Annotated in this window: 15 protein-coding genes and 1 pseudogene; 7 read left to right on the top strand and 9 right to left on the bottom strand. The window is 72.1% G+C overall.

Annotated elements, in window-relative coordinates:
• Positions 1-3 precede the first annotated feature (3 nt).
• Positions 4-822, top strand: a complete 819-nt coding sequence (locus tag C6N31_RS30465; protein ID WP_138355557.1) for an inositol monophosphatase family protein — start codon at positions 4-6, stop codon at positions 820-822.
• Positions 822-2,249 carry a phytoene desaturase family protein gene (locus C6N31_RS30470; RefSeq protein WP_138355556.1) on the top strand — a complete coding sequence of 476 codons (1,428 nt, stop codon included), beginning with the start codon at positions 822-824 and terminating at the stop codon, positions 2,247-2,249. Before C6N31_RS30465 ends, C6N31_RS30470 begins: the two co-directional genes overlap by 1 nt.
• On the opposite strand, the gene C6N31_RS30475 is transcribed toward C6N31_RS30470, so the two are convergent.
• Positions 2,221-2,961 (bottom strand): Sir2 family NAD-dependent protein deacetylase, encoded by a 741-nt coding sequence (locus C6N31_RS30475; RefSeq protein WP_138355555.1) that lies wholly within the window; start codon positions 2,959-2,961, stop codon positions 2,221-2,223. The genes C6N31_RS30470 and C6N31_RS30475 overlap by 29 nt on opposite strands.
• 95 nt (positions 2,962-3,056) lie before the next feature.
• On the opposite strand from C6N31_RS30475, the gene C6N31_RS30480 reads away from it, so the two are divergent.
• On the top strand, positions 3,057-3,656 hold the full coding sequence (locus C6N31_RS30480; protein WP_138355554.1) for a TIGR03086 family metal-binding protein: 600 nt from the start codon (positions 3,057-3,059) through the stop codon (positions 3,654-3,656).
• Between the two features lie 78 nt (positions 3,657-3,734).
• Here the strand turns inward: C6N31_RS30480 and C6N31_RS30485 are convergent, their stop codons facing one another.
• The gene (locus tag C6N31_RS30485; RefSeq protein WP_138355606.1) at positions 3,735-4,517 is read right to left on the bottom strand and encodes a nucleotidyltransferase domain-containing protein; all 783 of its coding nucleotides are present in this window, start codon (positions 4,515-4,517) and stop codon (positions 3,735-3,737) included.
• A 121-nt stretch (positions 4,518-4,638) separates the two neighbouring features.
• Here C6N31_RS30485 and C6N31_RS30490 point away from each other — a divergent pair, with 121 nt between their 5' ends.
• The 3 genes from C6N31_RS30490 to C6N31_RS30500 are packed head-to-tail and all read left to right on the top strand — an operon-like array spanning position 4,639 to position 7,437.
• On the top strand, positions 4,639-5,106 hold the full coding sequence (locus tag C6N31_RS30490) for an SCP2 sterol-binding domain-containing protein (protein WP_138355553.1): 468 nt from the start codon (positions 4,639-4,641) through the stop codon (positions 5,104-5,106).
• An 8-nt stretch (positions 5,107-5,114) separates the two neighbouring features.
• The gene (locus C6N31_RS30495) at positions 5,115-5,612 is read left to right on the top strand and encodes an NUDIX hydrolase (RefSeq protein WP_138355552.1); all 498 of its coding nucleotides are present in this window, start codon (positions 5,115-5,117) and stop codon (positions 5,610-5,612) included.
• Positions 5,613-5,619: 7 nt separating this feature from the next.
• A complete protein-coding gene (locus C6N31_RS30500; protein ID WP_138355551.1) occupies positions 5,620-7,437 on the top strand; it encodes a gamma-glutamyltransferase family protein in 1,818 nt (605 codons plus the stop codon).
• On the opposite strand, the gene C6N31_RS30505 is transcribed toward C6N31_RS30500, so the two are convergent.
• The 4 genes and pseudogenes from C6N31_RS30505 to C6N31_RS30515 form a co-directional block, all read right to left on the bottom strand.
• A complete protein-coding gene (locus C6N31_RS30505) occupies positions 7,419-7,967 on the bottom strand; it encodes an NUDIX domain-containing protein (RefSeq protein WP_381588323.1) in 549 nt (182 codons plus the stop codon). The genes C6N31_RS30500 and C6N31_RS30505 overlap by 19 nt on opposite strands.
• Before the next feature lie 19 nt (positions 7,968-7,986).
• Complete coding sequence (locus C6N31_RS44330) at positions 7,987-8,175, bottom strand: hypothetical protein (protein WP_232485854.1); 189 nt, start codon at positions 8,173-8,175, stop codon at positions 7,987-7,989.
• Between the two features lie 97 nt (positions 8,176-8,272).
• Positions 8,273-8,539, bottom strand: a pseudogene (locus tag C6N31_RS44335) (GNAT family N-acetyltransferase); the annotation flags it as partial.
• A 40-nt stretch (positions 8,540-8,579) separates the two neighbouring features.
• A complete protein-coding gene (locus C6N31_RS30515) occupies positions 8,580-8,759 on the bottom strand; it encodes a hypothetical protein (RefSeq protein ID WP_138355549.1) in 180 nt (59 codons plus the stop codon).
• Between the two features lie 335 nt (positions 8,760-9,094).
• Between C6N31_RS30515 and C6N31_RS30520 the strand changes: the two genes are divergently transcribed.
• Positions 9,095-10,219, top strand: coding sequence for a glycerate kinase (locus C6N31_RS30520; RefSeq protein WP_138355548.1), 1,125 nt, complete (start codon positions 9,095-9,097; stop codon positions 10,217-10,219).
• A gap of 168 nt (positions 10,220-10,387) precedes the next feature.
• Here the strand turns inward: C6N31_RS30520 and pssA are convergent, their stop codons facing one another.
• The 3 genes from pssA to C6N31_RS30535 all read right to left on the bottom strand — a co-directional run bounded on the left by pssA (position 10,388) and on the right by C6N31_RS30535 (position 13,255).
• A complete protein-coding gene (pssA, locus tag C6N31_RS30525) occupies positions 10,388-11,230 on the bottom strand; it encodes a CDP-diacylglycerol--serine O-phosphatidyltransferase (protein ID WP_138355547.1) in 843 nt (280 codons plus the stop codon).
• Positions 11,217-11,864, bottom strand: coding sequence for a phosphatidylserine decarboxylase (locus C6N31_RS30530; RefSeq protein ID WP_138355546.1), 648 nt, complete (start codon positions 11,862-11,864; stop codon positions 11,217-11,219). Before C6N31_RS30530 ends, pssA begins: the two co-directional genes overlap by 14 nt.
• A gap of 170 nt (positions 11,865-12,034) precedes the next feature.
• Complete coding sequence (locus tag C6N31_RS30535) at positions 12,035-13,255, bottom strand: acyl-CoA dehydrogenase family protein (RefSeq protein ID WP_138355545.1); 1,221 nt, start codon at positions 13,253-13,255, stop codon at positions 12,035-12,037.

Here is a 13,255-nt window from a genome sequence, read left to right on the forward strand (position 1 = left end):
GGCATGGTCAACGAGGTCAACGAGGAGCTGCTCGCCGCCGTCGAGCGGGTGGTGCGGAGCGTGGTCGCCGAGGAGGTCACGCCGCGCTGGCGGCGGCTCGCGGCCGAGGACGTGATCGAGAAGAACGGCCCCTACGACCTGGTGACCACCGCCGACCGCCGGGCGGAGGAACGGCTCACCGAGGAGCTGACCGCGCTGCTGCCGGGCTCCGTGGTGGTCGGCGAGGAAGCGGTGAGCGCCGACCCCGGCGTCCTCAAGCGGCTGGACGGCGACGACCCGGTGTGGGTCGTCGACCCGGTCGACGGCACCGCCAACTTCGTCCGCGGCGAGGACGGTTACGCGACGCTCGTCACCCTCGTGCAGGGTGGCGAGCCGCTCGCGTCCTGGACCTACGTCCCCGAGCGGGGGCTGATGGCGACCGCGCGGCGCGGCGCCGGCGCGTATCTCAACGGGCAGCGGATGCACACGGCCGCCGCGCCGGACGGCACCCTGCGGGTCTCGACGTCGAACCCGGTCTTCCGCACCGACCAGGAGCGGGTGCTGCTCGGCCGGCTGGAGGCGGCCGGCGCGGCGACCCGCTCGTGCACCTGCGCCGGCATCGAGTACCTGGAGCTGGCCCGAGGCGGCGTCGACGGCGTCGCCTTCTTCTGGGAACTGCCCTGGGACCACGCCGCCGGGCTCCTCCTGGTGACCGAGGCCGGCGGCGCGAGTCTGACGGTGACCGGTGAGCCGTTCCGTATCCCCGGAGGCAACGCGTTGCCGTTCTCCATCGCCCGCGACGCGGAGACCGCGCGGCGGATCATCGAGCTGATGGGCGCGTGATGAGCCGGACCGCAGTAGTGGACGTGGTGGTCGTCGGGGCCGGGCCGAACGGGCTGACGGCCGCGGCCGAGCTGGCCCGCGCGGGCCTGTCCGTACAGATCTACGAGGCCGAGGACACGATCGGCGGCGGCGCCAGGACCCAGGAGCTGACGCTGCCGGGCTTCCGGCACGACCCGTGCTCCGCGGTGCACCCCATGGGCGCCGGCTCGCCCGCGTTCAAGGCGCTGCCGCTGCGCGCGCACGGCCTGGAGTGGCTGCACCCCGAGCTGCCGATGGCGCACCCCTTCCCGGACGGCACGGCCGCGCTGCTGTCGCGTTCGGTGGGGGAGACCGCGGCGTCCTTCGGCGCGCACGACGCCGTCCGCTACCGGCGGCTGGTGGCCCCGTACATCGGCCACTGGAACACGATGGCCGCCGACCTGCTGCGGCCCCAGTGGCGCGGGGTACCCATCGACCCCTACCGGTTCGTCCGCTTCGGCCTGACCGGGCTGCCGCCGGTCGCCCTGCTGGCCCGGCGCTTCCGCGACCCCAAGGCCCGTGCCCTGCTGGCCGGACTGGCCGCGCACGCGATCACCCCGCTCAGCTCGCCGCTGACCGGTGCCACCGCCCTGATCTTCGCGCTGGCCGCGCACGCGGGCGGCTGGCCGATTCCACGCGGCGGCTCGCAGGCGATCTCGGACGCCCTCGCCTCGTACCTCACGGAGCAGGGCGGCGTCGTCCACACCGGTGTGACGGTGCGCAAGCTCGACGAGCTGCCGCCCGCGCGGGCCTATGTCTTCGACACGTCACCGACCGCGCTGGCCCGTATCGCCGGACTCGGCGACGCCTACCGGAACTTCAGCTACGGCCCGTCCGTCTTCAAGATCGACTACGCGCTGGACGGTCCCGTCCCCTGGAGCGCGCCCGACGCCCGCCGGGCCGGCACGGTCCACATCGGCCCGACGTACACGGAGATCGGCGACGCGCTCAACCGGGCGGTCAGCGGCCGGCCGCCGCAGACCCCCTTCCTGATCACCTCGCAGCCGACGGTCGTCGACCCGTCCCGCGCCCCGCAGGGCAAGCACGTCTTCTGGGCCTACGGCCACGTCCCGCACGGCTGGCACGGCAACGCCACCGACGCCGTCGAGCGGCAGATCGAGCGCTTCGCGCCCGGCTTCCGCGACCTCGTGCTGGCCCGCGCCGTCGCCGGTCCGGCCGAACTCGCCGCCCACAACGTCAACTACGTCGGCGGTGACATCGCCTGCGGTGCCTTCGCCGGGCTCCAGACCGTGCTGCGCCCGAAGATCGCCTGGAACCCGTACGCCACCGCCCGCCCCAACGTCTTCCTCTGCTCCTCCGCGACCCCGCCGGGCCCCGGAGTGCACGGCATGAGCGGGCACCACGCGGCCCGCTCCGTCCTCAGGTCCCTGGCGAAGCGAGCGCGCTGAGCAGCGCGGGCAGCGCCGTACCGATCGGCTCCCGCACCACTTCGGCGGCCAACTCGTCGTAGGGCGTGGGCTCCGCGTTCACGATCACCAGCCGCGCCCCGTGCTCGGCCGCGATGCCCGCCAGTGACGCGGCGGGCTGCACCCGCAGCGTCGTGCCCACGGAGAAGAACACGTCGCACGCCTTCGTGATGGCCATCGCCTGCGCCAGCACTTCGGGGTCGAGGCGCTGCCCGAACATCACCGTCGCGGACTTCAGGATCCCCCCGCACACCAGGCACGGCGGGTCCTGCTCGCCTGCCGCCACCCGCTCCAGCGCCACGTCCATGCCGCTGCGCGCATGGCACTTCGTGCAGACGACGGCGCGGGCCGTGCCGTGCAGCTCCAACACCTTGCGGTCCGGGAGCCCCGCCAACTGGTGCAGCCCGTCGACGTTCTGGGTGATGACACGGACCGGGACGCCGGACTTTTCCAGCTCCGCCACCGCGAGGTGCGCGGCGTTGGGGCGCGCGTGCCAGGTCTCGCTGTCGCGCCGCATGAGCCAGGCGCGGCGGCGGATGTCCGGGTCGGCCATGTACGTGTCGTAGGTGACGAGCTTCTCCGCACCGGGGTCGCGCCGCCACAGGCCGTTGGGGCCGCGGTAGTCCGGAATCCCCGAGTCCGTGGAGATACCGGCCCCGCTCAGGATCGCCACGAGGGGCTTGCGGTTGCTCATCTCCGCAGCGTAGGGCCCAACATGGGTGCGGACGAACGGGTTTCCGCCGCGGCCGGCCCACCGCGTTGTCGTACCCGGCGGCTACGGTTTCGGGTATGACGGATCTTCGGGTATTGCATCGGCAGGCGCTGCGGACGGCGGAAGAGATCACCGGAAGGATCGGATCGACCCGGCTGGACGTGGCCACGCCGTGCGGGGACTGGACGCTGCGGCGGCTGCTGGAGCACATGGTGGGGCAGAACCACGGCTTCGCGGCGGCGGCGCGGGGCGAGACGAAGGACCGGTCGGTGTTCGCCGACCGGCCGGTGGGGGACGACCCGGCCGGGGCGTTCGCGGCGTCGGCCGCCGATGTGGCGGCCGCCTTCAGCGAATCGGGGGTGCTGGACCGCAGGTGGTGGCTGCCGGAGGTCCGCGACGGGCGGCCCTTCCCGGCGCCGGTGGCGATCGGATTCCACTTCGTGGACACGGTGGTGCACGGCTGGGATGTCGCGCGGGCGCTCGGCGTCGACGCGAAGTTCGACCCGGAGGTGCTGGAGGCGGCGCTGCCGGTGGCCGCGGCGGTACCGGCGGGAGAGAGCCGGCTGACCGCCGGAGCGGCGTTCGGGCCCGCGGTGGCCGACGGCGGTACGGGCGATCCGCTCGACCGGATCGTCGCGATACTGGGCCGCTCCCCGCAGTGGCCGCGGGACGCCTGATCTGCCCGCAGTGGCTGCCGGGCGCCTGACGCCGTTCCGGACCCGCGGCCTGTTCCGCCTCTGGGAGTTCTCGGAGTTCTAGGAGTTGAGCAGGTCGCGGGTGTCGGCGACGAGTGCGGCCGCTGCTTCGACGGCGGCCGCCGGATCGTCGAGCCGGGTCAGAACGTCCTCGGCGCGGCTGCGGAACTCCGGGGGCGTCCCGGGGAGCGCCGCGGCGGCCGCCAGGGCGCCCTTCTCGTTGAGGCACCAGGCGCGGTGGTGCGCGTGGAGGGACTGGGTGAGGACGCCGACCGCCCGGGACAGACAGAGCGCGACATGCAGTGTGTCGCCCGCGCGGGCGGACTTGCGGGCTCCGGCCACCGAGAACTCCGCTTCCCACGCGGCGGCGACGAGCGCCGCGCGCAACGGCTCCGGATAGAGCCGGGTCTGCTCCCGCAGCGCCGTCAACTCCCCGTCCCGGTCGGCGAGTACGCGGCCCAGCGCCACCTCGCCCGGGTACGCGGGGGACCAGAAGCCGAGTGGGTGGCCGGGCTGGGTGCCGACCTCGTAGCGGCCGGCGCGGCAGTCGTCCCAGACGCGCTCGACGCGGTCGAGGTCGCGCAGGATCCAGTCGACCGGCACCCCGTCGACCGTCAGCCAGGCGCCGCCGTTCACCCAGGGTCCCCAGCCGCCGGGGCCCGCGACCTCGACGGGTCCGCCGGTGAACTCCGCGGCGAGGGCGGCCAGTGCCGCGGTGTCGGGCTCGCCCCGGTAGTACAGGCCGAGGTCCCAGTCGGAGTCCGGGCGGTGGGTGCCGCGGGCCCGGCTGCCGCCGAGCAGCACACCGGCGATACCCGGGACGCCGGCCAGCCGCTCGGCCATCGCGTGCACCGTGGAGTTCTCAGCGCCAAGGGAGGAATCGTGGGACACGTTGCCAGCCTAGAGTGGCGGCTCTAGGATTACCCACCAGTAAACTTACTCTGGAGTAAGGGTGGTGCCCGGCATGGCCGACATCGGCGATCTCGACCTCGACACGCTCGACTTCGGTACGGTCGAGCCGAAGGAATTCGCCCGCATCGTCAAGGAGCTGCCCGTCCGGCGGATCGCCGAGCTGATGAGCGGGCCGCAGCGCAAGCGCGTGCTCGACGAGGTGTTCAACCGGATGGAGACCCTCTTCAAGCCGGACGTCGCGGGGAAGCGCGACGCGCTCATCCGGTGGCGGATCACCAACGGCGACGACGCCCGCGACGTCTACGAGACGCATATCGCCGACGGCGCCTGCACGGTCTCCCGGCAGGACAGCGGCCGTGATCCGCAGCTCACCCTCACCATGGCCGCCCCGGAATTCCTCAAGCTGGCGTCGGGCAACGCCTCTGGCCCGGCGCTGTTCTTCACCCGTAAGCTCAAGATCCAGGGCGACATCCGCCTCGCCGGCGGACTGACGTACTTCTTCGACATACCGAAGGCGTGAGGGTGTAGATGCGGATACCCCGGCAAGCGGCGAGAGTCGCGGTGCTCGACCCGGCCGGAGCGATTTTCCTGCTCAGGTCGGACAACGAGGAAGTCGGCGTCCACTGGCTCATGCCCGGTGGCGGTCTCGACCCGGGGGAGACCCCCGTGCAGGGGGCGCTGCGAGAAGTGCTGGAGGAGACCGGCTGGTCGGATGTCGAGCCCGGCGCTGTGCTGTGCACCTGGGAGCACGACTTCACCCGGGCGGGTGTGCCGGTCCGGCAGTTCGAGCACATCTTCCTCGGCAGCGGCCCGCGCAGGCCGCCGACAGGTGATGTGAGCGGGGTCCACCAGGAGGACGGGATCCTGGAATGGCGCTGGTGGACCCCGGAGGAGCTCGCGGCGACGACGGAGGCGTTGTGGCCGCCGCAGCTGCCGGAGCTGCTCGCCCGGCTGCGCGACGAAGGCCCGCCGGAGCGTCCCGTCGAGCTCGGGTTCATCGCCGATGCCGGCCCCCGAGCCGTGTAGGCGCCCGGTGTTCACCACCCGGCCCACCCTCCAGGGCACCTTCGGCATGGTCTCCTCGACACACTGGCTGGCGTCGCAGTCGGCGATGGCCGTGCTGGAGGACGGGGGCAACGCCTTCGACGCTGCGGTGGCCGCCGGCTTCGTGCTGCACGTCGTCGAACCGCATCTGAACGGTCCCGCGGGCGAGGTGCCGATCCTCCTCGCCCCGGCAGGCGGTCCGGTGCGGGTGCTGTGCGGACAGGGCCCCGCCCCCGCCGGAGCGTCCGTCGGGCACTACCGGAGCCTCGGGCTCGACCTGGTGCCCGGCACCGGACTGCTGGCCGCCGCCGTGCCCGGCGCGTTCGACGCGTGGATGGTGCTGCTGCGCGACCAAGGCACCAAGTCCCCGGCCGAGGTCCTGAAGTACGCCATCGGCTACGCCGCACACGGGCATCCGGCAGTCGCGGCGATCGGCGCGACCGTGGAGGCGGTGCGAACCCTCTTCGCGACCGAGTGGACCGATTCCGCCGCGCTCTATCTGCCGGCGGGCCGGGCACCGCGGCCCGGCGTCCTGCTGCGGAACCCCGCCCTGGCCGCCACCTGGCGGCGCCTGCTGCGCGAGGCCGACGCGCAGGCGGCGGGCAGCGGGCGGGAGGAGCGGATCGAGGCCGCCCGGCGGATCTGGCGCTCGGGCTTCATCGGCGAGGCGCTGGCCGCCGCCGCGGCCCGCCCCGCGATGGACACCTCCGGCGAACGGCACGCCTCGACGCTCACCGGGGATGACCTGACCGGCTACGAGGCCCGCTACGAACCCCCGCTGACGTACGACCGGTTCGGCTGGACGGTCTGCAAACCGGGGCCGTGGAGCCAGGGCCCGGTGTTCGCGCAGCAGCTCGCCCTGCTGCCCGACGGCTTCGGCTACGAGGAGCCCGGCTACGTCCACACCCTGGTCGAAGGCGCCAAGCTCGCGATGGCCGACCGCGAGGCCTGGTACGGCGACGCCGCGGAGGTCCCGGTCGGCGCGCTGCTGTCACCCGCGTACAACGCCGGGCGCCGGGCACTGATCGGCGCCGACGCGTCCTACGAGCTGCGCCCCGGCAGCCCGGACGGACGCGCGCCCCGGCTGCCGCGCTTCACCGTCGACAGCACACCGCAGGCACCGGGCACGGGCGAACCGACCGTCGCGTCGGGCGAACCCGCCGCAGGATCTGCCGCCGGACCGACCGCCGCGCCCGACGTCGCCGCCGACGGACGCACCCGCGGCGACACCTGCCATGTCGATGTCGTCGACCGCTGGGGCAACATGGTCGCCGCCACCCCCAGCGGCGGCTGGCTGCAGTCCAGCCCGCTGATCCCGGAACTCGGCTTCCCGCTCGGTACCCGGTTGCAGATGACATGGCTGGAGGAGGGACTGCCCAACTCCCTCACGCCCGGCCGCCGTCCGCGCACCACACTGTCGCCGTCGATCGCGCTGCGCGACGGCGAACCCGTCCTGGCGTTCGGCACCCCCGGCGGCGACCAGCAGGACCAGTGGTCGCTGCACTTCTTCCTGGCCGTCGCGTTGGGCGGGCTCGGACTGCAGGAGGCGATCGACGCGCCCGGCTGGCACACCGACAGCTTCCCCGGCTCGTTCCATCCGCGTGCCATGCGGCCCGGCAGCGTCACCGTCGAGTCGCGCCTCGGTGAGCGGGCGATCGGCGAACTGCGGCGCCGCGGCCACCAGGTGACGGTCGGCGGCCCCTGGTCGGAGGGCCGGCTCTGCGCGGTCGCCCGCGACCCCGCGACGGGTGTGCTCTCCGCGGGCGCCAACCCGCGCGGCATGCAGGGCTACGCGGTCGGCCGCTGACCCGTCCTGCCGGTGTGATCCACCGCTGCCGGCGGGCCGACCCGGTGGCCGTTCTCCAGCTCAGCGGGCCCGGTGCCGGCCATCAACGCGGTGAACCCGGCGCGGATCCGGCGTTCCAGACCCGGCTGGACGAAGGTGCCGACCTGGTCGAGAGGGACCAGGTTCCAGGCGTCCAGCTCCTCCTTCTGCAGCTGGATCGCGCCGAGCTGCTCCCCGTCGAGCACCCCGCCGTCGTACAGGTACACCGCCAGCGGCGGCTGGCCGGGGCCGGTCACCCAGTCGATCGCGATGAGCGCGCCGGGGGTGATGTCCAGGCCGATCTCCTCGGTGGCCTCGCGGCGCGCACCCTGCCGGGGCGATTCGTCCTGCCCCGACTCGATCGTCCCGCCGGGCAGAATCCACTTCTTCTCGCCCTCGCGGTAGTTGGGATCCACGAGCAGCACACGGCCCGCCCCGTCACGGAACAGCACCGCCGCTCCGGCGAGGATCTTCGGCAGACCGGCGATGTATGAGGCGTAGTCCTGGGTCACGGACCCCAACCTACGCGGCTCAGACGTCGTCGAAAGGCGCGGCGTAGGCGAACGCGCCACGCAGTGCCGGATCGGCCGGATCGTAGCCGGCCAGCGTCCGGACCTGGAAGTACGGCCGCCACTCGGGCACCGCGGGGGTGATCCCGTACTCCTCGGCGAGCCGGAAACCGAACCGTCCGTAGTAGCGGGGATCGCCCAGCAGGATCACCAGCGGCGCGCCCAGCGCGTCGCAGGCGCCGAGGGCGGCGTGCCATCAGGGCCTTGCCGACGCCGGACCGCTGGTGGCCGGGAGCCACCGCCAGCGGGCCGATCGCGAGCACGGGTGTCCCGCCGACATGGCCGCGGGTGGCCAGCACATGCCCGGTCACCCGCTCCTCCTCGTCCGTCGCGACCAGCGACAGCTCGGGGAGCCACGCGTCGTCCGCCCGGAGCCGGTCGACCAGCAGCGCTTCGACGGTGCCGCTGCCGGTGGCCTGGCCGGGCTTGGTGAACGCGGCGGCGATGACGTCGCGGATCGCGTCGATGTCGGTGGGTCGCTCACGTCGGATCAGCACCGGCGAACTGTTGCGCACCGCGCCCGGCCGCCGCAAACGAATATGCCCGGCGGGCGTGTCACGGGCCGTCCACGGCCTTCAGCTGGACCCGGACGCCCTCGGCGTCGGGGTGGTTCAGCGTGTCCAGCAGTTCCAGGGGCTGCCGCCAGGCCTCCCGTGCGCCGGTCGGATCGCCGGCGGCGAGCCGGGTCTCGCCGAGGTCGGTCAGCGCCAGGGACTCGTAGAACGGGTCGCCCACCTCGCGGCACCCCTCGGCGGACCGCAGAAAGCGGCCGGCCCCGCCAGAGCTCCAGCGCCCTCGCGCACTCCAGGCGCACGCTCTCCCGGTCGTGCCGCGGCCTGTCCCCGGCGGTGCTCGGCGCCCGGTACGGAGGGGCGGGAGCGTGCTCCCGTGCCATGCCGTCACCGTTCAGGACATCCCGCTATGGTCGTGAATCTTGTGGTTTGCGGGGGTGGCGCGCTGGACCGGCCATGGGCAGGCGGCCGATGGCGGGATATGGTCCGAGCGGCGCGATGTTCCGTATCGGATGGGGAGTAAACGTGTCCGACGCTGCAAGACACACAACGGGGCGCGTGCTGATCGCCGCCGACAAGTTCAAGGGTTCGCTGACCGCGGTGCAAGTCGCCGAGCACGTCACGGCCGGCCTGCTGCACGTGGTGCCGGGGCTGACGGTCGAGTCGCTGCCGGTCGCCGACGGCGGTGACGGCACCGTCGACGCGGCGGTCGCGGCCGGCTTCGAGCGCCGTGAGCTCCAGGTGACCGGGCCGCTGGGCGAGCCCGTGACCGCCACGTACGCCGTACGTGACACCACCGCCGTGGTCGAGATGGCCGAGGCCTCCGGCCTGCGGCACCTGCCGGAGGGCGTCTTCGCGCCGCTCACGGCCACCACCCACGGCACCGGCGAGCTGCTGCGCGCCGCGCTGGACGACGGTGCGCGCACCATCGTGCTCGGCGTCGGCGGCAGCGCCACCAACGACGGCGGGGCCGGCATGCTCGTCGCGCTCGGGGCCCGTCTGCTCGACGCGGACGGAGCGCCGGTCGGTCCCGGCGGCGGGGCGCTGGCCGCCCTCGCCACCGCGGACCTCTCCGGGCTCGACCCGCGGCTGGCCGACACCGAGGTGGTGCTCGCCAGCGACGTCGACAACCCGCTGCTCGGCCCGAAGGGCGCCGCGGCCGTCTACGGTCCGCAGAAGGGCGCCACCGAGCAGGACGTGGCCACCCTCGACGCCGCCCTCGGACGGTTCGTCGAGGTGCTCACCGAGGCCCGTGGCTCCGCCGCGGCGAATGCCGCGGAGGCACCGGGCGCCGGCGCCGCGGGCGGTATCGGCTATGGAGCGCTCGTCGGACTCGACGCCGCCTTCCGGCCCGGTATCGACGTCATGCTCGACGTCCTCGGCTTCGCCGAGGCGCTGGACCGCGCCGACCTGGTGATCACCGGGGAGGGCTCGCTCGACGAGCAGACCCTGCACGGCAAGGCCCCGGTCGGCGTCGCGCAGGCCGCCCGCGCCCGCAACATCGACGTCGTCGCCGTCTGCGGCCGGCTCGCCCTGGCCCCCGGCGCTCTCGGCGGAGCCGGCATCCGCCGCGCCTACGCCCTGACCGACATCGAGCCGGACCCGGCCGTCTGCATGGCACAGGCCGGCCCCCTCCTGGAGCGCGTCGCCCAGGCCCTGGCCCGGGACTTCCTGGCGCCGTAACGCAACGCGGCAAGGGCGGGCCGGAAAACCTCCGGCCCGCCCTTACTGCTGTCCGCCCCTCAGCCGCGCAGCTGGACGGCGGAGAACCATGGGCGAGGAACGCGAAGGGCCCCGGGCGGATCGCCCGGGGCCCTTCGTTGCTGTGCCGCGCGCTCGGCGGCGGCGCCGTCACTGCTCGGCGCGTGCCTCACGGCGGTTGTTACGGAACGTGTTCACCCGTCGCGTGGTCGCGAAGAGCGGGATGACCGCCGCGGCGACGATCTGGAGCGCCGCACCGGTCTGGAGCAGCAGGTGCCCGCCCGGTACGTCCAGCGTCCAGGCCGCGAGGCAGCCCATGCTGATGAAGATCCAGGCCAGCGTGATCAGCGCGAGCCGACCGCGGGGCTTGGGGTACTCGACGCGGCTCATCATCAGCCATGCCACACCCACGATCGCCAGCAGCGTCGGGATGAACGGCAGCTCCAGCAGGACGACGGAGACGACCGTCATCGCGCCGAAGGGGCTCGGCATGCCCTGGAAGACCCCGTCCCGCACCGTGGTGCAGGAGAAGCGCGCGAGTCTGAGGACCACGGCGAGCAGCACCACGACGGCGGCCACCGCCGAGACCCGGCCGTGCGCGTCGTCCGCGACCAGCCCCCACACCACCACGAAATACGCTGGCGCGAGGCCGAAGCTGATCAGGTCGGACAGGTTGTCGAGCTCCGCCCCCATCGCCGAGCTGCGGAGCTTGCGCGCCACCAGCCCGTCCAGGAGGTCGAAGACGGACGCCATCAGCATGAGGGTCACGGCCGTCGCGGCGTTGTGCCGCGCCATGCCGCCGTCGGCGGTGCCCATGAGGTGCGGCACCAGCACTCCGGTGGTCGTGAAGTACACGGCCATGAATCCGCAGATGGCGTTACCGAGAGTGAGGGTGTCCGCGATGGAGAGCCGGGTCGAGAGTGGGAGGTCGTCGACCTCTTCCTCCAGCTCGGTCACCCAGGGGGCCTGTGTGTCGGGATCAATCACGGTCAAGACGAGTCACCCCAGCCATGGTGGTCTGGCCGACCTCGACATCGGGCAGGACGCCCTCCGGGAGGTAGATGTCGACGCGGGAGCCGAAGCGGATCAGACCGATGCGCTCGCCCTGCTCGACCTTGGTGCCCGAGGGCACGTAAGGAACGATGCGGCGGGCCACAGCGCCGGCGATCTGCACCATCTCGATGTCGCCGAGTTCGGTGTCGAAGTGCCAGACAACGCGTTCGTTGTTCTCGCTCTCCTTGTTGAACGCCGGAACGAATCCGCCGGGGATGTGCTCCACGGAGGTGACGGTGCCCGCGAGCGGTGCGCGGTTCACATGGACGTTCAGTGGGCTCATGAAGATCGCGACGCGGGTGCGCCCGTCCTTCCACGGCATGATGCTCTGCACCACGCCGTCGGCCGGTGAGATCACCCGGCCCTGAGCGATCTCTCGCTCAGGGTCACGGAAGAACCACAGCATGCCCGCCGCCAGGGCGGTGGTGGGTACGGCCACGGTCGCCCAGCGCCCGGAGCGGCGGGCGCGGGTAAGGCTGACCGCCGCGGCGGCGACGGTCGGGAGGAGCCACGGCGACGCTCCGCGCGCGAGGCGGACCCGGCCGCGAGGTGCAGAGGAATGGCTGTGGGGCATGGAAGACCTTCGTAGCGGAGGGTGCCGCAAGATGGTTCTGGGGACGGCGGCTTTACCAAGATGGTATCGGTTGCCACCCACAACTCGGCAAGCGCGAGGGCGAGTCGATGGCCGGTAAGCGATGACTCGGTGTGACCTTCACCTCGGATATATCGCTTATATCAGGACATTTAACCCTGGATACGATACTCCTCCAGGAGCCTGCGGCCAATGATCATTTTCTGGATCTCAGCGGTTCCTTCACCAATGAGGAGCATCGGGGCCTCCCGGTAGAGCCGCTCGATCTCGTACTCCTTGGAGAAGCCGTACCCGCCGTGGATGCGGAAGGCGTCCTCCACGACCTCCTTGCAGTACTCCGAGGCCAGGTACTTCGCCATGCCGGCCTCGAGGTCGTTGCGGTGCCCTGAGTCCTTCTTGCGGGCCGCGTTGACCATCATCGCGTGCGCGGCCTCGACCTTGGTCGCCATCTCGGCGAGCTTGAAGGAGATCGCCTGGTGCTCGATGATCGGCTTGCCGAAGGTGTGGCGTTGTTGCGCGTAGGAGATCCCGAGTTCGAACGCGCGCTGTGCGACTCCGCAGCCGCGCGCCGCCACATTGACCCGGCCGACCTCGACGCCGTCCATCATCTGATAGAAGCCACGACCGCTCTGACCTCCGAGAACGCGGTTCGACGGGATCCTGACGTCCTCCAGGATCATCTCCGTCGTGTCGACGCCCTTGTAGCCCATCTTCTCGATTTTGCCGGGCACGGTGAGGCCCGGAACCGTCGGATTCGGACCGAAGCCCGGCTCCTTCTCGATGAGGAAGGTCGTCATCGACTTGTGCGGCTTGGCCGCCGCTTCCTCCGGGGACAGGCCCTCGTCGGTCTTGCAGAGCACGGCCACCAGGTTGGACGAACCGCCGTTCGTCAGCCACATCTTCTGGCCGTTGATGACGTAGTCGTCGCCGTCCCTGACGCCCTTGGTGCGGATCGCGGACACATCGGAACCCATGCCGGGCTCCGACATCGAGAACGCGCCACGCACCTCACCGGCCGCCATCCGGGGCAGGAAGTACTCCTTCTGCTCCTGCGTTCCGTGCTGCTTGAGCATGTAGGCGACGATGAAGTGAGTGTTGATAATTCCGGAAACACTCATCCATCCCCGGGCAATCTCCTCGACCGTGAGGGCGTATGTGAGAAGAGACTCACCAAGACCCCCGTACTCCTCGGGAATCATCAGCCCGAAGATGCCAAGTTCCTTGAGGCCCTCAACGATTTCGGTGGGGTACTCGTCGCGGTGTTCCAGCTCCGTCGCGACCGGCAGGATCTCCTTGTCCACGAAGCTGCGGACCGTGGAGAGGATCTCCCGCTGGACGTCGGTCAGCCCGTCGGTGTGAGCAAGACGCGTCAT

The organism is Streptomyces fildesensis, from assembly GCF_016107395.1.
In the GTDB taxonomy this organism is placed as follows: domain Bacteria; phylum Actinomycetota; class Actinomycetes; order Streptomycetales; family Streptomycetaceae; genus Actinacidiphila; species Actinacidiphila fildesensis.